29 protein-coding genes are annotated in these 22,914 nt (G+C 66.4%); 19 read left to right on the forward strand and 10 right to left on the reverse strand.

Annotation, left to right across the window (positions count from 1 at the left end):
* Positions 1-507, reverse strand: coding sequence for a hypothetical protein (locus U1839_RS07245; protein ID WP_332802994.1), 507 nt, complete (start codon positions 505-507; stop codon positions 1-3).
* A 2-nt stretch (positions 508-509) separates the two neighbouring features.
* On the reverse strand, positions 510-698 hold the full coding sequence (locus U1839_RS07250; protein ID WP_332802995.1) for a hypothetical protein: 189 nt from the start codon (positions 696-698) through the stop codon (positions 510-512).
* 231 nt (positions 699-929) lie between these two features.
* Between U1839_RS07250 and U1839_RS07255 the strand changes: the two genes are divergently transcribed.
* The 4 genes from U1839_RS07255 to rpmG all read left to right on the forward strand — a co-directional run bounded on the left by U1839_RS07255 (position 930) and on the right by rpmG (position 4,867).
* Positions 930-1,964, forward strand: a complete 1,035-nt coding sequence (locus U1839_RS07255) for an acyl-CoA desaturase (RefSeq protein ID WP_332802996.1) — start codon at positions 930-932, stop codon at positions 1,962-1,964.
* Between the two features lie 132 nt (positions 1,965-2,096).
* A complete protein-coding gene (locus tag U1839_RS07260; protein ID WP_332802997.1) occupies positions 2,097-2,711 on the forward strand; it encodes an OB-fold-containig protein in 615 nt (204 codons plus the stop codon).
* A gap of 34 nt (positions 2,712-2,745) precedes the next feature.
* The gene (locus tag U1839_RS07265) at positions 2,746-4,509 is read left to right on the forward strand and encodes a flotillin family protein (protein ID WP_332802998.1); all 1,764 of its coding nucleotides are present in this window, start codon (positions 2,746-2,748) and stop codon (positions 4,507-4,509) included.
* 190 nt (positions 4,510-4,699) lie between these two features.
* Positions 4,700-4,867 carry a 50S ribosomal protein L33 gene (gene rpmG, locus U1839_RS07270; RefSeq protein ID WP_034157855.1) on the forward strand — a complete coding sequence of 56 codons (168 nt, stop codon included), beginning with the start codon at positions 4,700-4,702 and terminating at the stop codon, positions 4,865-4,867.
* A gap of 317 nt (positions 4,868-5,184) precedes the next feature.
* On the opposite strand, the gene U1839_RS07275 is transcribed toward rpmG, so the two are convergent.
* Complete coding sequence (locus U1839_RS07275; RefSeq protein ID WP_332802999.1) at positions 5,185-5,547, reverse strand: response regulator; 363 nt, start codon at positions 5,545-5,547, stop codon at positions 5,185-5,187.
* Positions 5,548-5,589: 42 nt separating this feature from the next.
* Between U1839_RS07275 and U1839_RS07280 the strand changes: the two genes are divergently transcribed.
* The 3 genes from U1839_RS07280 to U1839_RS07290 are packed head-to-tail and all read left to right on the forward strand — an operon-like array spanning position 5,590 to position 6,993.
* Positions 5,590-5,871: a DUF3572 family protein gene (locus U1839_RS07280; protein ID WP_332803000.1), complete on the forward strand. Its 282-nt coding sequence runs from the start codon at positions 5,590-5,592 to the stop codon at positions 5,869-5,871.
* Positions 5,868-6,494, forward strand: a complete 627-nt coding sequence (locus U1839_RS07285; RefSeq protein WP_332803001.1) for an HAD family hydrolase — start codon at positions 5,868-5,870, stop codon at positions 6,492-6,494. Before U1839_RS07280 ends, U1839_RS07285 begins: the two co-directional genes overlap by 4 nt.
* A gap of 31 nt (positions 6,495-6,525) precedes the next feature.
* Positions 6,526-6,993 (forward strand): RidA family protein, encoded by a 468-nt coding sequence (locus U1839_RS07290; protein WP_332803002.1) that lies wholly within the window; start codon positions 6,526-6,528, stop codon positions 6,991-6,993.
* 35 nt (positions 6,994-7,028) lie between these two features.
* On the opposite strand, the gene U1839_RS07295 is transcribed toward U1839_RS07290, so the two are convergent.
* The 6 genes from U1839_RS07295 to U1839_RS07320 form a co-directional block, all read right to left on the reverse strand.
* Positions 7,029-7,814 (reverse strand): TIGR00266 family protein, encoded by a 786-nt coding sequence (locus tag U1839_RS07295; protein WP_332803003.1) that lies wholly within the window; start codon positions 7,812-7,814, stop codon positions 7,029-7,031.
* Positions 7,815-7,936: 122 nt separating this feature from the next.
* Positions 7,937-8,611: a phytanoyl-CoA dioxygenase family protein gene (locus tag U1839_RS07300; protein ID WP_332803004.1), complete on the reverse strand. Its 675-nt coding sequence runs from the start codon at positions 8,609-8,611 to the stop codon at positions 7,937-7,939.
* A 64-nt stretch (positions 8,612-8,675) separates the two neighbouring features.
* Entirely contained in the window at positions 8,676-9,605 is a 930-nt protein-coding gene (locus U1839_RS07305; protein ID WP_332803005.1) for an electron transfer flavoprotein subunit alpha/FixB family protein, read from the reverse strand.
* Positions 9,602-10,348 (reverse strand): electron transfer flavoprotein subunit beta/FixA family protein, encoded by a 747-nt coding sequence (locus tag U1839_RS07310; protein ID WP_332803006.1) that lies wholly within the window; start codon positions 10,346-10,348, stop codon positions 9,602-9,604. Before U1839_RS07310 ends, U1839_RS07305 begins: the two co-directional genes overlap by 4 nt.
* A gap of 43 nt (positions 10,349-10,391) precedes the next feature.
* Positions 10,392-11,591, reverse strand: coding sequence for an ADP-forming succinate--CoA ligase subunit beta (gene sucC, locus U1839_RS07315; protein WP_332803007.1), 1,200 nt, complete (start codon positions 11,589-11,591; stop codon positions 10,392-10,394).
* Positions 11,592-11,699: 108 nt separating this feature from the next.
* A complete protein-coding gene (locus U1839_RS07320) occupies positions 11,700-12,002 on the reverse strand; it encodes a hypothetical protein (protein WP_332803008.1) in 303 nt (100 codons plus the stop codon).
* Between the two features lie 94 nt (positions 12,003-12,096).
* Between U1839_RS07320 and U1839_RS07325 the strand changes: the two genes are divergently transcribed.
* Genes U1839_RS07325 through U1839_RS07335 form a run of 3 tightly spaced genes read left to right on the forward strand, consistent with a single transcriptional unit; the run spans position 12,097 to position 14,113 of the window.
* The gene (locus tag U1839_RS07325; RefSeq protein ID WP_332803009.1) at positions 12,097-12,612 is read left to right on the forward strand and encodes a sterol desaturase family protein; all 516 of its coding nucleotides are present in this window, start codon (positions 12,097-12,099) and stop codon (positions 12,610-12,612) included.
* A 38-nt stretch (positions 12,613-12,650) separates the two neighbouring features.
* A complete protein-coding gene (locus U1839_RS07330; protein ID WP_332803010.1) occupies positions 12,651-13,358 on the forward strand; it encodes a sulfite exporter TauE/SafE family protein in 708 nt (235 codons plus the stop codon).
* Positions 13,359-13,372: 14 nt separating this feature from the next.
* Positions 13,373-14,113, forward strand: a complete 741-nt coding sequence (locus tag U1839_RS07335; RefSeq protein ID WP_332803011.1) for an SDR family oxidoreductase — start codon at positions 13,373-13,375, stop codon at positions 14,111-14,113.
* Between the two features lie 107 nt (positions 14,114-14,220).
* On the opposite strand, the gene U1839_RS07340 is transcribed toward U1839_RS07335, so the two are convergent.
* Entirely contained in the window at positions 14,221-15,156 is a 936-nt protein-coding gene (locus U1839_RS07340; RefSeq protein WP_332803012.1) for a ribose-phosphate pyrophosphokinase, read from the reverse strand.
* A gap of 102 nt (positions 15,157-15,258) precedes the next feature.
* On the opposite strand from U1839_RS07340, the gene U1839_RS07345 reads away from it, so the two are divergent.
* The 9 genes from U1839_RS07345 to U1839_RS07385 all read left to right on the forward strand — a co-directional run bounded on the left by U1839_RS07345 (position 15,259) and on the right by U1839_RS07385 (position 22,913).
* Positions 15,259-16,584: a glutamate--tRNA ligase gene (locus tag U1839_RS07345; RefSeq protein WP_332803013.1), complete on the forward strand. Its 1,326-nt coding sequence runs from the start codon at positions 15,259-15,261 to the stop codon at positions 16,582-16,584.
* Between the two features lie 104 nt (positions 16,585-16,688).
* Positions 16,689-17,357, forward strand: a complete 669-nt coding sequence (locus tag U1839_RS07350) for an energy transducer TonB (RefSeq protein ID WP_332803014.1) — start codon at positions 16,689-16,691, stop codon at positions 17,355-17,357.
* A gap of 67 nt (positions 17,358-17,424) precedes the next feature.
* Positions 17,425-17,775 (forward strand): hypothetical protein, encoded by a 351-nt coding sequence (locus tag U1839_RS07355; protein ID WP_332803015.1) that lies wholly within the window; start codon positions 17,425-17,427, stop codon positions 17,773-17,775.
* Positions 17,776-17,824: 49 nt separating this feature from the next.
* Positions 17,825-18,781: a bifunctional diaminohydroxyphosphoribosylaminopyrimidine deaminase/5-amino-6-(5-phosphoribosylamino)uracil reductase RibD gene (ribD, locus tag U1839_RS07360; protein WP_443030581.1), complete on the forward strand. Its 957-nt coding sequence runs from the start codon at positions 17,825-17,827 to the stop codon at positions 18,779-18,781.
* Between the two features lie 11 nt (positions 18,782-18,792).
* Positions 18,793-19,419, forward strand: a complete 627-nt coding sequence (locus U1839_RS07365) for a riboflavin synthase (protein WP_332803016.1) — start codon at positions 18,793-18,795, stop codon at positions 19,417-19,419.
* The gene (ribB, locus tag U1839_RS07370; protein ID WP_332803017.1) at positions 19,403-20,554 is read left to right on the forward strand and encodes a 3,4-dihydroxy-2-butanone-4-phosphate synthase; all 1,152 of its coding nucleotides are present in this window, start codon (positions 19,403-19,405) and stop codon (positions 20,552-20,554) included. The genes U1839_RS07365 and ribB overlap by 17 nt, the downstream gene beginning before the upstream one ends.
* Positions 20,554-20,973 (forward strand): 6,7-dimethyl-8-ribityllumazine synthase, encoded by a 420-nt coding sequence (gene ribH, locus U1839_RS07375; protein WP_332803018.1) that lies wholly within the window; start codon positions 20,554-20,556, stop codon positions 20,971-20,973. The genes ribB and ribH overlap by 1 nt, the downstream gene beginning before the upstream one ends.
* Before the next feature lie 4 nt (positions 20,974-20,977).
* Positions 20,978-21,475 carry a hypothetical protein gene (locus U1839_RS07380; RefSeq protein ID WP_332803019.1) on the forward strand — a complete coding sequence of 166 codons (498 nt, stop codon included), beginning with the start codon at positions 20,978-20,980 and terminating at the stop codon, positions 21,473-21,475.
* A gap of 52 nt (positions 21,476-21,527) precedes the next feature.
* On the forward strand, positions 21,528-22,913 hold the full coding sequence (locus U1839_RS07385; RefSeq protein WP_332803020.1) for a cytochrome P450: 1,386 nt from the start codon (positions 21,528-21,530) through the stop codon (positions 22,911-22,913).
* Position 22,914: the final 1 nt, after the last annotated feature.

Here is a 22,914-nt window from a genome sequence, read left to right on the forward strand (position 1 = left end):
CTAGACGATCTGATCATGGTCGGACTTGATCGCCGCGGCCATCTCGACGACGCGACCGATGAGGCGAATCGCCAGCCCCACGCAGCCCAGCATGATGGTCGTGCTGAGACTCTGGCCGAAGACGATATCAGCGCGACCGCCGGCCGGACCGAAGAAGATGCTCAGCACCGTGCTGGCGACCAGCCAGTCACCCAAGCGGGTCAACGCCTTGCCCGCCTCGGCCGAGAGAATTTCGCCGCCGGCAAAGCCGCTGAACACGCGGCGCGCCTGCCACACGGCGCCGAGCAGCGCCAGCGCCGGCAAGGCAGCCAGTATCGTCTCCGCCAGATCGTCGACCGCACCACGGCCGGCATCGGTGCCGACGGTCAGGAAAACGGCCTTGAGTGGCATATAGGCGATCTCGGAAAAGATCAGGAACGCACCGATACCAAAGAGCCAGCCGAACAGCCGCTTGAGCGTTGCGCTGTCCCTTTGCACCTCTTGCGTTGTCGAAACTGTCGTCGTCATCGTCATTCCTTCCAGTCGATCGTGAAGCTGACATTGCCATCGCCGGCGCGCAGCAGGATGTGCAGTGCGCTGGCCTGGCCCGCGCCAAGCGCGTCGGCGTGCGAGACACTGACGAAAGCGAACAGGGCGGCGATCGCGGTGACGGCCGCGACGATCGGCCGCTGGATCCGGCCCAGCGGCGGCGGCGCCATCCGAGGAGCCGAATCAGAAAAGGGGCGCCTCATCTCTTTTCTCCATTAATTTATGTATAACGTAAATTTCTATCGTTTCTATGTGAATTAGTTTTGCGAGGTGCCGGTAGATCGCGGCGCTGGCATTGCGCTTCATCGCATCGCCCGGCGCGCGCCCTGTGGGGGGTGCGCGCGCAATTTACCTGGCGCTTCGGTTGACCGGTCGCGGCGCCGTTCATATTAAGAGAGGACATGGCCCAAGACCGCAGCGTCGCCACCGGCGACATCTCCTATCCCTCGATAGCCCCGTTCCTTCTCGTTCATATCGGATGCCTGGCGGCGCTATGGACGGGCGTCACCTGGCCCGCGCTGGCACTATGCATCGGGCTGTACTGGCTGCGCATGTTCGGCGTCACGGCCGGCTATCACCGCTATTTCTCGCACCGCGCCTTTGCCACCAGCCGCTGGTTCCAGTTCGTGCTCGCCTTCATCGCGCAGAGCAGCGCGCAGCGCAGCGTGTTGTGGTGGGCGGCGAAGCATCGCCACCATCATCTGCATTCGGACACCGCCGAGGACGTCCACTCGCCGCTGCATCGCGGGTTCGTCTACAGCCATGTCGGGTGGATCTTCGCGCGGAGCCATGACAGCTTCGATCCCGCCAGGATTCCCGATTTCGCGCGTTATCCCGAGCTGCGCCTGCTCAACCGCTTCGAACTCGCGCCGGCGGTGATCATGGCCTTATTGTGCCTGCTGATCGCCGGATGGTCGGGGCTGGTGGTCGGTTTCCTGTGGAGCACGGTGCTGGTCTATCACGCGACCTTCTGCATCAATTCGCTGGCGCATGTGCGCGGCAGCAAGCGCTATGTGACGGGTGACGGTTCGCGCAACAACCTGCCGCTGGCGATCTTCACGATGGGCGAGGGCTGGCACAATAATCACCATGCCTATCCCAGCAGCGCGCGGCAGGGCTTTCGCTGGTGGGAGGTCGACGCGACCTATTATCTGCTCAAGCTGCTGGCCGCGGCCCGCATCGTCAGCAAACTCAAGCCGCCGCCGGCGGGCGTGGTGCGCGGCGAACACCAGCTCGGCGTGCGCATCATCGCGCGGACCGCGGAGCAACTCGCGGCGTGCTTCGAGCATCTGCCGCAAATGCCGACCCGCGCGCATCTGCGGGAGCAAGCGCTCGCGATGTTCGCCAAGACGCCATCGATCGACGAAATCGTCGACCGCGCGTACGAAATCCTGCTGGCGGCGATCGGCCGGCAGCCCGTGGCGACGACGGTCTGATCCACGCCGGTCGGCGCTGCCACTCGCCGTCGGTTTTCCTTTGTCCGTTGCCCGACGCCTTCGATCCGGACCTTGAACCGGTCGCGGCGCGGCCGGGCCTGACATGGCTGCAACTGCATGATAAGCAGGCGCATGTTCGCGCAATTTTTGACCATCCCCTATCTGCCGTTCGCCATCGCGTTCGTCGTGATGGTCGGCATCGGGTTGATCGAGGCGATCGGCCTCGGGCTTGGTCATCTCGACCTGCATGCCGATGGCGCGGACGTCCATGACGGCGTGCTCGACTGGCTCGGCCTGGGCGGCGAGCTGCCGATCCTGATCTGGCTGACCTCGTTGCTCGGCTGCTTCACGCTCAGCGGCGTCGCGATCCAGCAGGGCGCGACCGCCTTCACCGGCACACCGCTCGGCTGGGGGTTGGCAACGGGCGGCGCGGTCGTTGTCGGCGCACTGCTCAACACCGTGTCAGCCAGAGGGCTTGCGCGGATCATGCCGGGTTTCGAGACGACGGCGATCTCCACCGACGACCTGCTGCGGCTGCACGGTACGATCCTCGAGGGCACGGCGCGGCGTGGCGCGCCGGCGCGCGCCAAGGTCGTCGACCAACATGGCCAGGCCCATTTCATCATGGTCGAGCCGCACGACAATGCCGATGCCATCGCGTCGGGCGAAACGGCGCTGATCGTCCGGCGCGAAGGCAGCTTGTTCTTCGCGCTGCCCGACAGGAATGTCCTTCTTCAAGCGATCTGATACCTATCGACGTGCTTCAACCGGGGAGGTTTTCGTGCCTGCATCGCTGCTCAACATCCTGATCTACGCAGGCATCATCCTGATCGCGCTGGTCGTGATCGGCATCATCCTGACGCGACTGTACCGCCGCGCGACCAAGGACGTCGCGCTGATCCGCACCGGCTTTGGCGGCGAGAAGGTCGTGCTCAACGGCGGCATCATGGTGATCCCCGTACTCCACGAACTGATGCAGGTGCGCCTGACGACGGTGAAGCTGGAAGTGTCGCGGCTAAACAAGGATGCGCTGATCACGCTCGATAAGTTGCGCGTCGACGTCGTCGGCCTGTTCCACATCAAGGTGAAGCCCGACGCCGAATCGATCGCCGCCGCCGCGCAAACGCTGGGTGAATCGGTCAACAGCCCCGATGCCGTGAAGTCGCTGCTCGACGGCAAGCTGGTGTCGGCGCTGCGCTCGGTCGCGGCGACGATGACGATGGAGCATCTCCACGCCAACCGCGCCGACTTCATCCAAAAGGTGCAGGAAGCGCTGATGACCGACCTCGACATGAACGGCTTCCAGCTCGAATCAGTCAGCATCACGCATTTCGACCAGACCGCGTTCGAGCATTTCAACGAGAACAACGCCTTCGATGCCGAGGGGCTGACCGTGCTCACGCGCACGATCGAGGAGCGCAAGAAGATCCGCAACGACATCGTCGCGACCAACCGCGTCGAGATCGAACAGCGCAACCTCGAGGCGAACAACCAGTCGCTCGAAATCGCCCAGGCCGCTGAGCAGGCGCGGCTGACCCAGGAACAGACGCTCGCCGCGCGCCGCGCGGAGCAGGCAACCGCGATCGCCACCGCCGAGGCCGAGCAGACCCGTCTCGCCGAGATCGCCCGCATCACCGCCAGCCAGGCGCAGACGGTGGCACAGACCGAGGCCGACAAGATCATCCAGACCGCGACGATCGCGCGCGACGGTGCGATCCAGACCGCGACGATCGAACGCGACCGGACGATCGAGATCGCGCGGATCACCACCGCGGTGCAGACTGCGCAGAAATCCGAAGAGGAATCGACCGCGACCGCCGCCGCCAACGAGGCGCGCGCACTGGCCGTCCGCGCCGAGGAAAGCGTCGCCACCGCCAAGGCGACGGAAATCGCCAACCGCAACAAGTATGTCGCGGTCATCGCTGCCACGCAGCGGGCGCAGGAGGAGGCGGTCGGCATCACCGTCGCGGCGACCGCCGAGAAGGAGGCAGCGGAAGCGCGCGCCAGTGCCTTGCGCACCGAAGCGACCGCCGAGGCCGATGCCGAGAAGGCCCGCGCCGAGGGCCGTGAAGCCGCCTTCCGCGTCGATGCCGCCGGACAGGCGTCGCTCAACGAGGCGACCAATATTCTCAGCGATGCGCAGACGTCGCTGCTGGTACGCCGGGCGATCCTCGAGGCGCTGCCGGCGATCATTGCGGCGGCAAGCAAGCCGATGGAGAATATCGACAAGATCAGCATCGTCGATGCGCGCGGCCTTCACGGCAATGCCGGCGGCGCGGAAGCGGGCAATGGCGGCGGCCAGACCAACCTCGCCGACGCGGCGGTTGCCGCCGCGCTGCGTTACCGCGTCGGCGGCCCGCTGATCGACGGATTGCTGGCCGAACTCGGCATGTCGGGGGGATCGATCAACGGCATGCTCGCGGGCAGTGGCGCGGCGGGAGCATCGCTGCCCGAGGCGGAGCCGGATGTCGACGCCATCGAGGAGGTCGCGCCAGCCAAGGCCGCCAATGGTAGCGGTGGCCATATCGCCGGAGCATCGACCTGAGGGCGATATCGACCGCGTCGCGCGCGCCCCGCTTCCCCGCGATCCGCGGCGACGGGCCGGCGGGGCGGTAGCCCGATAACAGCCCGCGCGGTTGACATTGTAGCGACTCTGGGCCATCGGGCGGCGCTTGAAGAGCGGTGGCGCTTTGCCGCCGCTTTTACTTTTTCAATCGATTCGGGAATTCAGGGTCATGGCAAAGCCGACCACCGTCAAGATCAAGCTCCTCAGCTCGGCCGACACCGGCTTCTTCTACGTGACCAAGAAGAACCCGCGTACCAAGACCGAGAAGCTCAGCTTCAAGAAGTACGATCCCGTCGTGCGCAAGCATGTCGAGTTCAAGGAAACCAAGATCAAGTGATCCTGCGGGCGGCGTCGCCACCCGTCGATCATCCCGTCGCAGGGATCGAGAGCCGCAGGCGCAAGCCTCGCGGCTTTTCTCGTATGTGCTGCGCGTGGCGTCGGTCTGAGGAAGAGAAAGAAGAATTTGTTCGCGCGGAGGCGCGGAGGCGCGGAGGTGTTCCGCGCGGGGCAACCGGCTGCGCAACAACATGGGATATGCTCCGAACTGACGTGGACAGGAATTGCTGACGCGGAACGAAGCGACGAGCGCGACCTCTCCGCGCCTCCGCGTGAACAAATTTTCTTCTCTTTCAGACGAATAGTGCGGGCCAGCCGCTACAGCAGCGCCATGACCGCATCGACGAAGCGTGCCAGCGAGATCGGCTTGGAGACATAGGCGTCGGCGCCGACCGCGCGGATGCGTTCCTCGTCCTCACGCCCGGCATAGGCGGTGACCGCCATGATCGGAATCGCGCCCAGAGCGGGGTCCGCCTTGAACTGTTCGATCAGTTCGTAGCCGGTGACGTGCGGCAGCTGGATGTCGGTGATGATCAGATCGGGCATGAAGGCGCGCGCCCGCGCGACCGCCTCGCGCCCGTCGCGCACCCCCTCGGTGACGAACTCATGCGCACGCAGCAGATCGCAGAACAGCTTGAGGTTGAGTTCGTTGTCCTCGACAACGAGCACCCTTTTTGCCACGCCCCTTACGTCCCTTCCGCCAGTTCGAGTCAGTGATAGGCAATGCGCGTCTCCGAGACAAATGACGATCCCCAGGCGCTCGCGCTGCGCGCGCTGGTGTGGACGCTGGCCGAGCCGGTGCGCGCGACGCGGCTGCTCGACGTGACCGGCCTGACCCCGGCCGACCTGCGCGCGCGCGCCGGTGACCCGGCGGTGCTGGCGGCCGCGCTGGCCTTTCTCGAGGCGCACGAGCCCGATTTGATCGCCTGCGCGGCCGAGCTGGGCGTCGCGCCGGCGGCGATCGTCGCGGCGCATGCCGGGCTCGACGCAGGTGACGACGCATGAGGCCGCTGCTGATCTGCGATTGCGACGAGGTGTTGCTCCACATGGTGCGGCATTTCGGCGTGTGGCTGCGCGAATCGCATGATATCGACTTCACCCCCAATGGCGGCGACTTCGCGACGAGCATGAAACGCCGCGACGGTGGGGCGCCGCCGAGCCGTGAGGAGATGTGGGGATTGCTCGAACAGTTCTTCCCCGCCGAGATGGAGCGCCAGACATTGGTGCCGCATGCCCGCGAGGCATTGTCCGCGCTGGGCGAGACCGCCGATATCGTGATCCTGACCAATCTCGGCGACGCCAACCGCCAGCCACGCATCGCGCAGCTGCTCGGCCATGGCATGGATTATCGCGTCGAGACCAACCAGGGCGGCAAGGGCGACCCGGTGGCACGGCTGGTCGCCGAGCATGGCAATCCGATAACGTTGTTCGTCGACGATCTCGCGGTGCATCATGATTCGGTGTCGCGACATGCGCCGGGGGTTCACCGACTGCACATGATCTCCGAACCGTCGCTCGCCCCGCACGTCCCCAAGGCGCCCGCGGCGCATGTGCGGATCGACGACTGGCACGAAGCGGAGGCCTGGATCGCGGCGCGCTTTGCCGCCGGCCTCCCCGCGACGACCTGATCATCATCACCGACAGACCAAGAGGCAGAACATGACCGACCGTATCGATCGCAAGCTGGCCGAGCTCGGCCTCGCCCTCCCCGCGCCGGCCGCGCCGGTCGCTTCCTATGTGCCGGCGGTCGAAGCCGGTGGGTTGCTGCACATTTCCGGCCAGCTGCCGTTCAAGGACGGCGCGGTGATGACCGGGCGGCTCGGCGAGGATCGCGACCTGGCCTATGGTACCGAAGCGGCGCAGCGCTGCGCGCTGATGCTGGTGGCGCAGACCAAGGCGGCGCTCGGCGGGCTCCACCGCGTCGCACGGATCGTCAAGCTCGGCGTGTTCGTCAATTCGACCATCGACTTCACCGACCAGCCCAAGGTCGCCAATGGCGCGTCGGACCTGATGGTCGCGCTGTTCGGCGACGCCGGCAAGCATGCCCGCAGCGCGGTCGGCGTCGCGGTGCTGCCGCTCGGCGCGGCGGTGGAGATCGACGCGATCGTGCAGATCGCGGCGGGCTGACCTTCTCCCCTCCCGCTTGCGGGAGGGAGGATAAGTCACTCGTTGCCGAGCACCCCACCCAGCAAACCGCCTAGCACCGCGCCTGCCGCGCCGCCGCCGACCAGCGAGCCGACGCTCGGGCCGCGACCGCCTTCGTCGGAGGGCAAATGGCGGGCGATTTCCTCGGCGAGGTTGAGGATCGGCATCGACTGCAGCCAGACCTTGCCCGGGCCGGTGAGCGTGGCGAGGAACAGCCCTTCGCCGCCGAACAGCATGTTGCGAAAACCGCGCACCATCTGGATGTCGGTCGACACGCTGGGTTCCTGCATGCCGATATGGCCGGCATGGACGCGCAGCCGCTCGCCCGGGCGCAACGTCTTTTCGATCACTTCGCCCGACAGGTCGAGGAACACCGTTCCGGGGCCGGTGACGCGTTGCAGGATGAAGCCCTCACCGGCGAAGAAGCCCGCGCCGAGCCGCTGCTGCAGCGCGATCTCCAGCGTGATCGACTTTTCGGCGACGAGGAAGGTTTCCTTGCGGCAGATCAGCGACTGGCCGCTGGCCAGCGGCACGGCGAGGATCTGCCCGGGAAAGCGCGGCGCGAAGGCGACATTGCCCTCGGTCTGGGCGCTATATTCGGTGATGAACAGGCTGCCGCCGCTCATCGCGCGCTTCAAGCCGGCGAACAGCCCGCCGCCGGTGTGGGTGTCCATCTCGATGCCGTCGGTCATCCACGCCATGGCGTGGGTCTGGGCATAGACCGTCTCGCCGCGCGCGAGATCGATCGACACCGTCTGCATCACCGTGCCTGAAATGTCGTAGCGCATTGGCTTGTCCCTCATCGTCGAGGCGCAAGGATAGCGGGACGCGGCGGATTGATGAAGGGGCAAGCGCAATGATGCGCTGCCGGGTCGCGTTCGCTTCGCGCCGCGTCACCGGCAACGACGCGCCGACATCGCCCCCATCAGACGCCCAGCCATGCGAGGTCACCGGGCAGATCGTCCGCGGCATAATCGACCTGCAGCACGCGACGATGGCCCGGGCGCGCGGCGCGCGCCGAGGCGTGGAGGATGGGTGTGGCATAGACCCAGACGTCGCCACGATCGGCGGTGCACGCGAAGGTACCGCACACGGCGACACGCGCTGCGATGTCGCACTCGGGAATGCGGCCGAATAGGTGTGAGCCCGGCGCGATGAGCAGCGGGGCGTTGTCTGCGGGCACCGCGTCGAGATGGATGCGCAGCGTCAGCATGCGTTCGAGCAACGCGAAGGGCGGTTCGACATGCTTGACGCCGGCCTTGACCGACCATGGACCGAAGCCTGGCGTGTCGATGCGCTTGCGGACGGCGATGGTGCGGTCCTGATGCCAGCCGAGCGCCCAGTTGGTCGCAGCGCTCTTGTCGAACAGGATGGCGCGGACCGGGCGGGCGGCCGGTCGCTGGCGCTCGGCCGCGAGGCGGCCGACAGGGCCGGCAGCGTCGAGCAGCCTGGCAAGGTCGGCAATGCCGTGGAGGCGAAGGCCCGCCTGATCCGCGGGTAGGCTGGCGAAAGCGGCCTCGAGAGCCTCGAGAAGCGAAAGGGCGGCGCCCGGATAGAGCGCCGCCCCGTGATGTTCGATCGTCAGCTGGTCGGGAGACATGCCTGCCCTCACCCTTCCGCCGCTGCGCGACTCCCTCCCTCTCCCGGAGGGAGAGGGAATTGGGTCACAGCTTCCCGGTCAATTCCGGCACGATCTTGAACAGGTCGCCGACCAGGCCGATGTCGGCGACCTGGAAGATCGGCGCGTCCTCGTCCTTGTTGATCGCGATGATCGTCTTGGAGTCCTTCATGCCGGCGAGGTGCTGGATCGCACCCGAGATGCCGATCGCGATATAGACTTCCGGCGCGACGATCTTGCCGGTCTGGCCGACCTGATAGTCGTTCGGCACATAACCCGCATCGACCGCGGCGCGGCTCGCGCCGACGCCGGCGCCGAGCTTGTCGGCGAGCGGCTCGATGATCGAATGGAAGTTCTCGCTGTTCTGCAGCGCGCGACCGCCCGAGACGATGATCTTGGCCGAGGTCAGCTCCGGCCGCTCGGACTTGGCGATTTCCGACCCGACATAGGTCGACACGCCCTTGTCGCCGGTTGCCGCGACCTTTTCGATCGTGCCCGAACCACCCGTTGTGGCGGCCTTTTCGAACGCGGTACCGCGCACGGTGATGACCTTCTTCGCGTCCCTGGTCTGCACCGTGGCAATGGCGTTGCCGGCATAGATCGGACGGGTGAAGGTATCGGCGCTCTCGACCGACAGGATATCGCTGATCTGCATCACATCGAGCAACGCGGCGACGCGCGGTGCGATGTTCTTGCCGTTCGAAGTGGCGGGGAACAACACGGCATCGTGATGCCCCATCAGATCGACGATCAGCGGCGCGACATTCTCAGCCAGCGCATGCGCATAGGCCGCATCGTCGGCGACATGGACCTTGCCGACGCCGGCGATCTTCACGGCCTCGGCGGCAACGCCATCGACGCCTTGCCCTGCGACCAGCAAATGGACCTCGCCGAGCTGCGACGCGGCGGTGACCACGGCGAGCGTGGCGTCCTTGACGGCACTGCCGTCATGTTCGACCCAGACGAGCGTCTTCATTTCGCGACTCCCATCGCCTTGAGCTTGGCTACCAGTTCATCGACATCCGCGACCTTCACGCCGGCGGTGCGCTTGGCCGGCTCGATCACCTTGAGGGTGGTGAGGCGCGGGCTGACATCGACGCCGTAATCGGCCGGGGTCTTCTGCGCCATCGGCTTGGACTTGGCCTTCATGATGTTGGGCAGCGACGCATAGCGCGGCTCGTTGAGACGAAGATCGGTGGTGATCACCGCCGGCAGCGACAGCTTCTCGGTCTCCGAGCCGCCATCGACTTCGCGCGTCACGGTAACGCTGTCGGCGGTCAACTCGACCTTGGACGCGAAGGTCGCCTGGCCGACGCCGAGCAGGCCGGCGAGCATCTGGCCGGTCTGGTTGTTGTCGTCATCGATCGCCTGCTTGCCGAGGATGATCAGGTCGGGCTTCTCTTCCTCTACGATCCTGGCGAGCAGCTTGGCGACGCCGAGCGGCTCGACCTTCTCTTCCGAGACGACGAGGATTGCGCGGTCGGCGCCCATCGCCAACGCGGTGCGCAGCGTTTCCTGCGCCTTCTGCTCGCCGATCGACACGACGACGATCTCGGTGACGCCCTTATCCTTGAGGCGAATCGCCTCTTCGACGGCGATCTCGTCGAACGGGTTCATGCTCATCTTGACGTTGGCCAGATCGACCCCCGTCCCGTCCGCCTTCACGCGGGGCTTTACGTTATAGTCAAGCACACGCTTGACCGGGACCAGCACCTTCATTGCAATCCACTCCTGTGTCCGAAACCTTCCCGGGGAGGCAGGTTCAGGCGGCTTTCTTGACTTCCGCGACGATCTTGCGCGCGGCGTCGCCGAGATCGTTGGCGGGAACGATGGCGAGACCCGAGGTGGACAGGATCTTCTTGCCCTCCTCGACATTGGTGCCCTCGAGGCGGACGACCAGCGGCACCGAAAGGTTCACTTCCTTCGCCGCGGCGACGATGCCCTCGGCGATGATGTCGCACTTCATGATGCCGCCGAAGATGTTGACGAGGATGCCCTTAACCGCCGGATCGGCGAGAATGATCTTGAACGCCGCCGTCACCTTCTCCTTGTTGGCGCCGCCGCCGACATCGAGGAAGTTGGCCGGGAACATGCCGTTCAATTTGATGATGTCCATCGTCGCCATGGCGAGTCCGGCGCCGTTGACCATGCAGCCGATATCGCCGTCGAGCTTGATATAGGCGAGGTCGTATTTCGACGCTTCGAGCTCGGACGGATCCTCCTCGGTCTCGTCGCGCAGTTCCATCAGGTCCTTGTGCCGGAACAGCGCGTTGGTATCGAAGCCGACCTTGGCGTCGAGCACCAGCAGCTTGCCGTCATCCGTCACGGCGAGCGGGTTGATCTCGATCTGCGCGGCGTCGGTGCCGATGAACGCGTCGTACAATTTCGACGCGACATTGGCGGCCTGCTTGGCGAGATCGCCCTTGAGGCCGAGCGCGTTGGCGACGGCGCGGCCGTGATGCGGCATGAAGCCGGTCGCGGGGTCGACGTCGAAGGTCTGGATCTTTTCCGGCGAATCGTGCGCGACGGTTTCGATGTCCATGCCGCCCTCGGTCGAGACGACGAACGCGACACGGCCGTGAACACGATCGACCAGCAGCGCGAGGTAGAATTCCTTGGCGATGTCGACGCCGTCGGTGACGTAGAGGCGGTTGACCTGCTTGCCATGCTCACCGGTCTGCACCGTGACGAGCGTGTTGCCGAGCATGTCGGCAGCGGCGGCGCGGACCTCATCCTCGCTGCGGGCGAGGCGGACGCCCCCCTTGGCATCGGGGCCGAGTTCCTTGAACTTGCCCTTGCCGCGGCCACCGGCGTGGATCTGCGCCTTCACGACATAGAGCGGACCGGGCAGCTGCTTCGACGCGGCGACGGCTTCCTCGACGCTCATCGCGGCGAAACCGGCAGGGACGGGCACGCCGAATTTGGCCAGCAATTCCTTGGCCTGATATTCGTGAATGTTCATGGGGCGCCAAATGCCTTTCGCGGATCGGGATGCCGCGGTCCTAAGCACAGCTTCCCCCGCGAATCCACCCCCGCGCTCATCCGCGAAGGGGGTGGCATGGCCAGGCGATCAGCCCGCAAGGCCGGCAACGCACAAAGCGGCCGAGGTTGCGGTGACGCTGACGATCTGCGGGTCGTGGAGCGAACGCAGCCGGTAGAGCAGCTGATCGAGGGTGCGCGAGTCGCCCGCCTTGCCCAGCCCGGCCATCCGACGCAGCTGGAGCAGCGACAGCCGGTCGACCATGCGCTTGGCCATACAGCCGGCGGTACGCTGGTCGATCCCGGCATTGACGAGGCCGTTCCGGGTGAGGGTTTCGGCGGTCGAGCAGGCGGCGAGCAGGACGAGGACGGCGAGGGGGATGAAGCGGCGCATTGCCCCTTTATATGTCCGCGACCGCCGTTGCGGGAGGGGATGACATACGCAAAACCCCTCTCCCTTATTGCCCGGCGCGGCCTATATGGGGCGCATGTCTCCGCTCAACGGTTTTGCCCTGTTCCTCGTCACCGTGATCGGGATGGAGGGCTTCGCCTATGTCGCGCATCGCTGGATGATGCATGGGTTCGGCTGGTTCCTGCATGAGAGCCACCACCGCCCGCGCACCGGCAATTGGGAGCTCAACGACCTTTATGCGGCAATCTTCGCAGTGCCGTCGATCACGCTGATCCTCGGCGGGGTGCAGCTTGGCTGGTGGCCGGGCTATACCTGGATCGGCGCCGGCATCGCCGCCTATGGCGCGATCTATTTCGGCTTTCATGACGTCATCGTCCATCGCCGCGTCGCGACGCGCTATCTGCCACGATCACCCTATATGAAGCGTATCATCCAGGCGCACCGGCTGCACCATGTCGTCGAAACGCGCGAGGGCAATGTCAGCTTCGGTTTCCTGTGGGCGCCCAAGCCCGAGGCGCTGAAGGCCGAACTCAAGCGGCGCGGACATGCCGGGGTGCGCGCGCCGGTCGGCGGCGACACGACCGCGCGCTGATCGATTCGACCGCCTTCTGGATCGCCGCAATCGTCGCGGTGATCATGCTCGGGCTCGCCAAGGGCGGCTTTGCCGGCATGGGCGCGTTGTCGCTGCCGCTGATCGCGCTGACGATATCGCCGGTGCGCGCGGCGGCGATTCTGCTGCCGGTGCTGATCGTGCAGGATGTCGTCGGGGTATGGGCGTTCCGGCGCAGCTGGGACGGTTATGTGCTGGGCTGGATGCTGCCCGGGGCCGTGCTGGGCATCGCGCTGGGCTATTTCTTCGCCGCCTCGGTATCGTCCGACGCGGTGCTCGGCGCGGTCGGCGCGGTGTCGATCCTGTTCGGGCTGTACCGGCTATGGGGCGAGCGGCGCGGCGGCGTACCCCAAGTGTCGCGCTCACCGGGCTGGGTCGGCAGTCTGTTCGGGATCGCGTCGGGTTTCACCAGCCAGATCGCGCATGCCGGGCAGCCACCCTTCCAGCTCTGGGTATTGCCGCGCCGCCTGCCGCGCGACGTGCTGGTCGGCACGACGGCGATCTTCTTCGCGGCGGTCAACTGGATCAAGGTGCCGGCCTATATCGCGCTCGGCCAGTTCACCCGCGCCAACCTGACGATTTCGGCGCTGCTGATACCGGTGGCGATCGCATCGACGCTGGCCGGCGTGTGGCTGGTGCGACGCGTGCCGGCGGAACGCTTCTACACCGCAATCTATGTGCTGATGGTCGCGGTCGGCAGCAAGCTGCTATGGGACGCGCTGATTTAGGCCGCGGGATTCAGATGACTTCATTGACGGGCAAGGTCGCGCTGGTGATCGGCGGGACGCGCGGGATCGGCGCAGCGATAAGCCGGCGGATGGTCGCCGACGGCGCGGCGCTGGCGATCGTCTATCGCAGCCGGGCGCAAGAGGCGCAGCAGCTCGCCACCGAACTCCATGGGCGAGGCGGTGCGGTGCTCGCGCTGCAGGCCGATGTCGCCGACCCGGCGGCGCTGCGCGCAGCCATCGACGAGGCGATCGCGCGGCTCGGGCGGATCGACATCCTGGTCTCCGTCGCCGGGTTGGCGATCACCGGCAGTCTCGACAGTTATGCCGAGGATGCCTTTGACCGGCAGTTCGCGGTCAATGTCCGCGCACCGTTTCTTGCCGCCCAGCGCGTCGCCGAACAGATGGTCGCGGGTGGCCGCATCATCATGATCGGCAGCATCGTCGCCGACCGCGCGCCGGGTGCGGGCGCGACGCTGTACGCCGCGAGCAAGGCGGCGCTGGGCGGGATGACGCGCGGGCTGGCGCGCGATCTCGGGCCGCGCGACATCACCGTGAACCTCGTCCAGCCCGGGCCGATCGATACCGAACGCAACCCCGCCGACGGCCCGCATGCCGAGGAAAACCGCTCACCGCTGGCGATTAGACGTCATGGCACCGCCGCCGAGGTCGCCGGGCTGGTCGCCTACCTTGCCTCGCCGTCGGCGGGTTTCATCACCGGGTCGAGCTACAATATCGACGGCGGCTGGAGCGCCTGAGTCGGCTAGAGCGAGCTGCATTTCGATGGAAACGCAGTTCGCTCTAGATTCTTTGTGGTCGCGTGCTTGGTAGCGAATAGCCGGATTCCACCTGTTCGCAGCACGCTCTAGTCGAACAGGCTCGACACCGAGGTCTCGTCGGCGATGCGCTTGATCGCTTCGCCGAGCAGCGGCGCGATGGTCAAATGGCGGATGCGCGAGGCGGCGGCGACCGGCTCGAGCGCGCCGATCGAATCGGTGATGACCAGTTCCTCGAGCGCCGAGCCCTCGACCCGCGCGACCGCGCCGCCCGACAGCACGCCATGGCTGACATAGGCGACGACACCCTCGGCGCCGGCCTCCTTGAGCGCGGCGGCGGCGTTGCACAGCGTGCCGGCCGAATCGACGATGTCGTCGATCAGGATGCAGAAGCGGCCCTCGACCTCGCCAATGATGTTCATCACCTCGGATTCGCCGGCGCGCTCGCGGCGCTTGTCGACGATCGCCAGCGGGGCGTTGTCGAGTCGCTTGGCCAGCGCGCGGGCGCGCACCACGCCGCCGACGTCGGGCGAGACGATCATGATGTTGCGCCCGCCGAAGCGCGTGACGATGTCGGCCGACATGACCGGCGCGGCATAGAGATTGTCGGTCGGGATATCGAAGAAGCCCTGGATCTGCCCGGCATGGAGATCGACCGACAGGACGCGGTCGGCACCGGCGACGGTGATCAGATTGGCGACGAGCTTGGCCGAGATCGGCGTGCGCGGGCCGGGTTTGCGGTCCTGCCGGGCATAGCCGAAATAGGGCACGACGGCAGTGATGCGCTTGGCCGAGGCGCGCTTCAGCGCGTCGATGCAGATCAGCAATTCCATGAGATTGTCATTGGCCGGATAGCCGGTCGACTGGAGCACGAAGACATCCTCGCCACGGACATTTTCGAGGATTTCGACGAACACTTCCTCGTCCGCGAAGCGCCGCACCAGCGCCTTTGTCAACGGGATCTCGAGATAGTCGGAGATCGCCTTGGCCAACGGCGGGTTGGAATTGCCGGTCATCAATTTCATGAAGCGGTCCCTGATTGCTTCCGCTCCCCTTAGGGTCCGGTCCCGTGACTGGCAACGGCAACAGCCATTGCCGCCCGCAAGCGCGGGCCGTAGAGCGCGGCGATGACGATCGTAACCCGTTTCGCGCCGTCGCCGACCGGCGTGCTGCATGTCGGCAACATCCGCACCGCGCTGCACAACTGGCTGTTTGCGCGCGCGCATGGCGGGCGTTTCGTGCTGCGCATCGACGATACCGACGTTGCGCGCAGCGACGAGCGTTTCGTCGATGCGATCCGCGCCGATCTCGCTTGGCTCGGGCTGGTGCCCGATGGCGAGGAGCGCCAGTCGGCGCGCTTTGCGCTATACGAGGCGCGCTTCGCCGAACTGCACGCGGCGGGGCATGTCTATCCGGCGTACGAGACGGCGCAGGAACTCGACCTGAAGCGCAAGGTGGCGCTGGGACGCGGCCTGCCGCCGGTTTATGATCGTGCCGCGCTCGCGCTTTCGGATAGCGACCGCGCCGCGCTGGAGGCGGAGGGGATCAAGCCGCATTGGCGCTTCAAGCTCGAGCACGCCGCGGCAATCGAATGGGACGACCTGATTCGCGGTCATCAGCGTTTCGACCCGGCGACGATGAGCGATCCGGTGGTGCGCCGCGTCGATGGGTCATGGCTCTACATGCTGCCCTCGGCGATCGACGATGCCGATATGGGCGTCAGCCATGTCGTGCGCGGCGAGGACCATGTCTCCAACACCGCGCTGCAGATCAAGATGTTCGCCGCGCTTGGCGTCACGCCGCCGGCCTTTGCGCATGAGGCGTTGTTGACCGGGAGCGAGGGCAAATTATCCAAGCGGCTCGGCTCGCTCGGTGTCGACCATTTCCGTGATGTGGGGATCGAACCCGAGGCGGTGCGCGCGCTGCTCGCGCGCATCGGCACCAGCGACCCGGTCGAGCCGATCGCCGATGTCGCCACGCTGGTCACGGGGTTCGATTTCAGCCGCTTCGGTCGCGCGCCAGCGCGGTTCGACGAGGCCGAACTCGCCGCGCTCAACGCCAAGATCATCCACCGGCTCGACTTCGACCGCGTGGCCGATCGCCTGCCCGAAGGGATGGGCGCAGCGGAATGGAAAGCGGTGCGGCCCAATCTGTCGACCGTCGCCGATGCCGCGACCTGGTGGCAGGTCATCGCCGGGCCGATCACCCTGCCCGTAGCGGAGGAGGACCGCGACTATCTGGCTGGCGCGGCGCGCATTGCCGCGACGATCGACTGGTCGAGCGACCCGTGGCACGCGCTGACGGCGGCGCTGAAGGCCGAGACCGGGCGGAACGGCAAGGCGCTGTTCCTGCCGCTGCGCCGCGCGCTGACCGGGCTCGACCATGGCCCCGACATGGCTGCCCTGCTGCCGCTGATCGGGCGCGAACGTGCGATCGAACGGCTCATTGGCTGATGATATATTATCTCTCTTGCCTTTTATTGGTGATGTTGTAACATTGCACCGAGTCGGACGTCAGAGCCGGCCGGCTGACCCAATCACCGAATGGGAGAGTTGCCATGCAAACGATGCGTTTCGCCGAGGGCTATCACGCGCCGGCACGCCTGCGACCGAGCACGCTCGGGCTGACCCTGCTGACGACCGGCTTTTTTGTGTCCGGCCTGATGTTCCTCAATCCGAAGATCGTCAAACAGACCACGACGATCCTCGAGGGCACCAACATTCCGCTCGAAAAGCCAAAGCCCAAACCAGAGCCGACGCCCAAGGCGCAGAAGGTATTGACGCAGCAAACCCAGGTCGTGGTCCCGCCGCTCGACCCTGTGATTAAACTGGACCTTGAACCCAAGGTCGAGTTCACCAAGGCGACGCCGGTCGATTTCGGGCCGCCCGAAGGCACTGTCGGGACAATCGTGGAAAAGGCCAAGCCCGCACCCCTGATGGTCGGCCCGATTGTCGATCCACGCTACGCCAGCAACTTCCAGCCGGCTTATCCCGCCGACGAGATCCGCGGCGGCAATGCCGGGCGCGTCACGGTCAAGGTGCTGATCGGCGTCGACGGGCGCGTGAAGGACATCGAGAAGGTCAGCGCGGCGAGCGATTCCTTCTGGGAGGCGACGCGGCGGCAGGCGCTGGCCAAATGGCGCTTCAAGCCGGCGACGCGCGACGGCGAGCCTTATGAGACATGGAAGACGATGAACGTCAGCTTCGTGCTCAACCAGGAACGGTGACATGTCGCGCGCGGTGGCCGCACCTGGGCTCTGGCAACCGCGCGCGGCAACGCCTATCTTGGTGCCGATGAATTTCTTTCGCCGCGTCTCGCCGATCAAGGCCTTTACCGACCTGTGGGGCTTTTTGCGCCAGCGCCGGCGGCACGAGGTGGTGTTTCTTGTGCTGTCCTTCTCGCTGACCTGGGCGATGTTCACCGCCTTCATGATCGATACGCGGATCGTCACGCCGTACAAACGCGACATCGTCTATGTCGAGCAATGGCGCGCCGATCGCACCAACGCCGAGATCATCGCGCAACAGAAGCTCGACCTGCCCAAGGAAAAGGCCGCGCTCGAAGCGCAGGCCAAGGCCGACGCGCAGCGCCGCCTCGCCTTCAAGCATATGGAAGACCAGCTCAAGGCAGTCGGGCTCGACTGATGCCGGTCGCGCGCTGAGCAAGGACGCGCTTCGTACCGATGCGCGCTGGATGGCGGCGGCGCTGGCGCTGGCCGAGCGCTGCCGCGGCCGCACCGCGCCCAACCCCGGCGTCGGCTGCATCATCGTCGCGGGCGGGCGCGTGGTCGGGCGGGGCTGGACCCAGCCGGGCGGCCGGCCGCATGCCGAAGCGATGGCGCTGTCGCAAGCGGGCGAAAAGTCGCGCGGCGCGACTGCCTATGTCTCGCTTGAGCCGTGCGCGCATGTCTCGCCGCGCGGTCCAGCCTGCGCCGACCTGCTGGTCGCGGCAGGCGTAGCGCGCGTCGTCGCCGCGCTCGGCGATCCCGATCCGCGCACCGACGGCAGCGGCTTCGCGCGCCTGCGCGCCGCCGGCATCGCGGTCGAGACCGGTGTCGGCGCCGAAGCGGCAGCACGGTCGATCGCCGGCTTCCTGACGCGGCGCGCGCTCGGCCGGCCGCATGTCACGCTCAAGCTGGCTTTGTCGCTCGACGGCGCGGCGGCGATGGGATCGGGCCAGAGCAAGTGGATCACCGGCGCCGAAGCGCGCGCCCATGCGCATATCGAGCGCAGCCGGCACGAGGCGATCCTGGTCGGTCGCGGGACATGGGTGGCGGACCAGCCGCGCCTCGACGTACGCCTGGCGGGCCTCGCAGACCGGGCGCCGCGCCGCGTGCTGCTGTCCACCGGCAGCGCGCCCGAACCCGATATCACGGTGATCGGCGCGCCAGCCGAAATCGCGACGCTCGACGGCGTCGACCATCTGCTGGTCGAGGGCGGCGCGGCGACGGCGGCGGCGTTCCTTGCCACCGATCTGGTCGACCGGCTGCTGCTCTACCGCGCGCCGATCCTGATCGGGGGCGGGCGGACCTTGCCCGACATCGGCCTGACCGATCTCGCCGATGCGCACGGTCGCTGGCGATGCGTGGATGCGCGCCCGCTTGGCAGCGACCGAGTCGAGGTCTACGAGCGCCGGCGAAGCGAGCGTTAGGGCCAGGCGGCATGTTCACGGGCATCATCAGCGATATCGGTACGATTGCCTCGGTTGAGGCGCGCGGCGACACGCGACTCGTGATCGAGACCAACTACGACATGGGAAGCGTCGATCTCGGCGCATCGATTGCCTGTTCGGGCGTATGCCTGACGGTGGTCGACAAATCGGCGCCCGGCGCGCCGGGCTGGTTTGCGGTCGACGTGTCGGGCGAAAGCATCGCGCGGACCGCGCGCGACCAGTGGGCACAGGGACGGCGGCTCAACCTCGAGCGTGCGATGAAGCTGGGCGACGAGCTGGGCGGGCATATCGTGACCGGCCATGTCGACGGCGTCGGGTCGGTCGTCGGCGTGTGCGCCGAGGGCGATTCGAAGAAGATCGGCTTTTCCGTGCCCGCGGCGCTGGCGCCGTTTCTCGCGCCCAAGGGATCGGTGACGATCGACGGCGTCTCGCTGACCCTCAACGAGGTTGTCGACCAGCCCGACGGCACGACGCATTTTGCGATCAATCTGATTCCCCACACCCAAGCGGTGACGACACTCGGTGCGCTGGCCCCCGGCCAAGAGGTAAACATCGAGATCGACGTCCTCGCCCGTTACCTGCAACGCATGGAGGCCTATCGTGCCAAAGCCCGCTGAGCTGTCGCGCCTGCGCCACGGCTTCCTGTCCAGCCCCGAAGAGATCATCGACGAGGCACGCAACGGCCGGATGTTCATCCTGGTCGATGACGAGGACCGCGAAAATGAGGGCGACCTCGTCATCCCGGCACAGATGGCGACGCCCGAGAAGATCAACTTCATGGCCAAGTTCGGCCGCGGACTGATCTGCCTCGCGCTGACCAAGCGGCGCGTCGACGAACTCGGGCTCGACCTGATGAGCCGCCACAACGGCACGCGGCACGAAACCGCCTTCACCACCTCGATCGAGGCACGCGATGGCGTGACCACGGGCATTTCCGCTGCCGACCGTGCGCGTACCGTGGCGGTGGCGATCGATTCGTCGAAGAGCCGCGACGAGATCGTCACGCCCGGCCATGTCTTCCCGCTGGTCGCGCGCGATGGCGGCGTGCTGGTGCGCGCCGGCCACACCGAGGCGGCGGTCGACGTCGCGCGGCTGGCCGGGCTCAACCCGTCGGGCGTGATCTGCGAGATCATGAACGAGGACGGCTCGATGAGCCGGCTCGACGACCTCGTCACCTTCGCGCAGTTCCACAATCTCAAGATCGGCACGATCCGCGACCTGATCGCCTATCGCCGGCGCTACGATCATCTCGTCGAGAAGCGCGCCGAAATGGCGTTTCACAGCAAGTGGGGCGGCGACTGGAAGGCGATGACCTTCTATAACAAGGCGACGGGTGACGAGCAGATCGCACTGGTCAAGGGCCGGATCGACCCGGAGACGCCGACGCTGGTGCGGATGCATACGCTATCGTTCTTCGTCGATGCGTTCGGTGAGGAATCGGAGCGTGCCGGGCTGCTGTCGCGCTCGATGGAGCTGATCGCCGAGGAAGGCACAGGCGTGATCGTCGTGATCAACCGGCCGATGAAGGATTCGGTGTCGCGCTTCATCAAGCTGCGCGCCGAAGGCAAGACCGCCGGCGCGCCCGAGGTCGAGGAATTGCGCGATTACGGCGTCGGTGCACAGATCCTCGCCGAACTCGGCGTGCAGGACATGGTGCTGCTGACCAACACCCACCACACGTTGGTCGGCCTCGAAGGTTACGGCCTGTCGATCGTCGGCGAGCGCGCCATCCCCGGTACCGGAGGCGAATAATGGCCAAAATCCTGATCGTCGAGGCGCGCTTCTACGACCATCTCAACGACCTGTTGCTCGACGGCGCGCGCAGCGCGATCGAGGATGCCGGGCACAGTCACGAGACGATCACGGTACCGGGGGCGCTGGAAGTGCCCGGCGCGATCGCGCTGGCGGCGGAGAGCGGCCGCTATCACGGTTATGTCGCGCTGGGCGTGGTTATCCGCGGCGAGACCTATCATTTCGAGATCGTCGCGGGCGAGAGCGCGCGCGGGCTGATGGCGCTGTCGATGGACGGGCTGGCGATCGGCAACGGCATCCTCACCACCGAGAATGAGGCGCAGGCGCTGACGCGCGCGCGCAAGACAGAGAAGGACAAGGGCGGCGAGGCGGCCAAGGCCGCGCTGACGATGCTCGACCTGAAGGCGCGCTTCGGCTGACGCCATGGACGAGATGCGCCCGCCACCATCGCGCTATCGCGTGATCGAGCGCGGCGGGCGGCTGATCGTGATCGACAATTGGGCGAAGGACGGCGCTTCGCCGGTCAGCGATGCCCCGACGACCTCGCGCCCGCCACTTGCCCCAACGGGCCGCGCGCCGGCCGGCACGATGCCGTCCGCGCCCGATGGTTTGCTTCAGCGGCTCGTAACCCTCGCCACCATCGGCGCGGTCGACCCCGACGGGCGGCCCTTCTGGGTCACGGCGCGCTGGTACGATGCCAAGGGACCGCGCGCCTTTGCGCTCGGCCCTGCCGGCGTGAGGCGGCTCGGCGGCGGCCTGCTTGGCGTACTGGCGGTCGCGCTGGCTGTGCTGATCGGTTTTTTCGTCGTCGGCGTGCCGATGATCCTGATCCTCGGTGCGCTCGGCGCGACGACGGGCAAGACCCTCACCGCCGCCGTGACGCGCTGGATCGACGGGTTCGCGCAGCTTCCGCCCGACTGACGCTTGCTCCGCCGATCGCTTACTTATACTGATGTCAGTAAGGGAGTTGAGCATGGCGCTGGCACATACGTTCAAGGCGAATCCGCACTGGTTGCCGCGGCTGCCGCGCGCCGCGCTCGACAAGCTGCCGGGCGAGGACGGCATCCCGTTCTTCGGCAACACCTTGAAGATGCTCAAGGACCCGGCGACCTTCGGGCGGCGGATGGTGGCGACCTATGGCTCGATCTACCGCAACAACGCCTTTGGCGGGCGCACCGTGATGCTGATCGGCCCCGACGCCAACGAACTGGTGCTGTTCGACCGCGACAAGATCTTCTCGTCGGAGCAGGGCTGGGGCCCGATGCTCAACCTGCTGTTTCCGCGCGGGCTGATGCTGATGGATTTCGACCATCACCGCGCCGACCGGCGGCTGTTGTCGGTGGCGTTCAAACCCGAGCCGATGCGCCATTATGCCACCGAGCTGAATGCCGGCATCGCCGCGCAGGTCGCCGGCTGGGCCAACAAGGAACTGCGCTTCTACGACGCGATCAAGAAGCTGAGCCTCGACCTGGCGGCGACGAGTTTTCTCGGTGTCGAACTCGGCGACCAGGCCGACCGCATCAACCAGGCGTTCGTCGACGAGGTGCAGGCCTCGGTCTCGCCGATCCGCGCGCCGCTGCCGGGCACGCAGATGCGCAAGGGCGTGAAAGCCCGCGCCTATCTGATCGATTATTTCCGGCGCGAGATTCCCGCGCGCCGCAGCGGCTCGAACCATGTCGGCGGGATGGATTTCTTCTCGCAATTCTGCCGCGTTACCGACGACCAGGGCGCGCCGCTCAGCGACCAGGCGATCGCCGATCACATGAACTTCCTGATGATGGCGGCGCACGACACCATCACCTCGTCGGCGACCAGCCTGATCATGCTGCTCGGTCGCAACCCCGAATGGCAGGACAAGCTGCGCGCCGAGATCGCCGCGGTCGGCATGGATCCGGTGCACGGCGTCGCCTATGCCGATCTCGATAAGCTTGTGTTGGCGGACTATGCCTTCAAGGAAGCGCTGCGCATGGTGCCGCCGGTGCCGTCATTGCCGCGCCGCGCGCTGAAGGACTTCCATTTCGGCGGCTACGACATTCCCGCCGGCAGCTTTGTCGGGCTCAATGTCGGCTATACCCACTACATGCCCGAGCATTGGAGCGACCCGACGCGCTTCGACCCCATGCGCTTCACGCCGGAGAATTCGCGCGGTCGGCACAAATATGCCTGGGTGCCGTTCGGCGGCGGCGCGCATATGTGCCTGGGACTGCACTTCGCGACGATGCAGGTGCGGATCCTGCTCGCGCATCTGCTGTCGCGTTACCGCATCGAACCAGCAGTGGGCGCCGGCGAGGCGTGGCAATATTTCCCGATTCCCCGCCCGCGGGACGGCTTGCCGGTGCGCTTCGTACCGCTCGACTAAC

This window comes from Parasphingomonas halimpatiens (genome assembly GCF_036663795.1).
Taxonomy (GTDB): domain Bacteria; phylum Pseudomonadota; class Alphaproteobacteria; order Sphingomonadales; family Sphingomonadaceae; genus Sphingomonas.

What these genes read in the sequence shown, in the direction of transcription:
- U1839_RS07365 (WP_332803016.1), top strand. Translation starts at nt 18,793, where the DNA reads ATGTTCACGGGCATCATCAGCGATATCGGTACGATTGCCTCGGTTGAG.
- U1839_RS07245 (WP_332802994.1), bottom strand. Translation starts at nt 507, where the DNA reads ATGACGACGACAGTTTCGACAACGCAAGAGGTGCAAAGGGACAGCGCA.
- U1839_RS07280 (WP_332803000.1), top strand. Translation starts at nt 5,590, where the DNA reads ATGCGCGTCTCCGAGACAAATGACGATCCCCAGGCGCTCGCGCTGCGC.
- U1839_RS07250 (WP_332802995.1), bottom strand. Translation starts at nt 698, where the DNA reads ATGGCGCCGCCGCCGCTGGGCCGGATCCAGCGGCCGATCGTCGCGGCC.
- U1839_RS07335 (WP_332803011.1), top strand. Translation starts at nt 13,373, where the DNA reads ATGACTTCATTGACGGGCAAGGTCGCGCTGGTGATCGGCGGGACGCGC.
- U1839_RS07295 (WP_332803003.1), bottom strand. Translation starts at nt 7,814, where the DNA reads ATGAGGGACAAGCCAATGCGCTACGACATTTCAGGCACGGTGATGCAG.
- U1839_RS07380 (WP_332803019.1), top strand. Translation starts at nt 20,978, where the DNA reads ATGGACGAGATGCGCCCGCCACCATCGCGCTATCGCGTGATCGAGCGC.
- U1839_RS07290 (WP_332803002.1), top strand. Translation starts at nt 6,526, where the DNA reads ATGACCGACCGTATCGATCGCAAGCTGGCCGAGCTCGGCCTCGCCCTC.
- U1839_RS07310 (WP_332803006.1), bottom strand. Translation starts at nt 10,348, where the DNA reads ATGAAGGTGCTGGTCCCGGTCAAGCGTGTGCTTGACTATAACGTAAAG.
- U1839_RS07345 (WP_332803013.1), top strand. Translation starts at nt 15,259, where the DNA reads ATGACGATCGTAACCCGTTTCGCGCCGTCGCCGACCGGCGTGCTGCAT.
- U1839_RS07320 (WP_332803008.1), bottom strand. Translation starts at nt 12,002, where the DNA reads ATGCGCCGCTTCATCCCCCTCGCCGTCCTCGTCCTGCTCGCCGCCTGC.
- U1839_RS07350 (WP_332803014.1), top strand. Translation starts at nt 16,689, where the DNA reads ATGCAAACGATGCGTTTCGCCGAGGGCTATCACGCGCCGGCACGCCTG.
- rpmG (WP_034157855.1), top strand. Translation starts at nt 4,700, where the DNA reads ATGGCAAAGCCGACCACCGTCAAGATCAAGCTCCTCAGCTCGGCCGAC.
- ribH (WP_332803018.1), top strand. Translation starts at nt 20,554, where the DNA reads ATGGCCAAAATCCTGATCGTCGAGGCGCGCTTCTACGACCATCTCAAC.
- U1839_RS07325 (WP_332803009.1), top strand. Translation starts at nt 12,097, where the DNA reads ATGTCTCCGCTCAACGGTTTTGCCCTGTTCCTCGTCACCGTGATCGGG.
- U1839_RS07285 (WP_332803001.1), top strand. Translation starts at nt 5,868, where the DNA reads ATGAGGCCGCTGCTGATCTGCGATTGCGACGAGGTGTTGCTCCACATG.
- U1839_RS07340 (WP_332803012.1), bottom strand. Translation starts at nt 15,156, where the DNA reads ATGAAATTGATGACCGGCAATTCCAACCCGCCGTTGGCCAAGGCGATC.
- ribD (WP_443030581.1), top strand. Translation starts at nt 17,825, where the DNA reads ATGGCGGCGGCGCTGGCGCTGGCCGAGCGCTGCCGCGGCCGCACCGCG.
- U1839_RS07385 (WP_332803020.1), top strand. Translation starts at nt 21,528, where the DNA reads ATGGCGCTGGCACATACGTTCAAGGCGAATCCGCACTGGTTGCCGCGG.
- U1839_RS07260 (WP_332802997.1), top strand. Translation starts at nt 2,097, where the DNA reads ATGTTCGCGCAATTTTTGACCATCCCCTATCTGCCGTTCGCCATCGCG.
- sucC (WP_332803007.1), bottom strand. Translation starts at nt 11,591, where the DNA reads ATGAACATTCACGAATATCAGGCCAAGGAATTGCTGGCCAAATTCGGC.
- U1839_RS07355 (WP_332803015.1), top strand. Translation starts at nt 17,425, where the DNA reads ATGAATTTCTTTCGCCGCGTCTCGCCGATCAAGGCCTTTACCGACCTG.
- U1839_RS07255 (WP_332802996.1), top strand. Translation starts at nt 930, where the DNA reads ATGGCCCAAGACCGCAGCGTCGCCACCGGCGACATCTCCTATCCCTCG.
- U1839_RS07300 (WP_332803004.1), bottom strand. Translation starts at nt 8,611, where the DNA reads ATGTCTCCCGACCAGCTGACGATCGAACATCACGGGGCGGCGCTCTAT.
- U1839_RS07305 (WP_332803005.1), bottom strand. Translation starts at nt 9,605, where the DNA reads ATGAAGACGCTCGTCTGGGTCGAACATGACGGCAGTGCCGTCAAGGAC.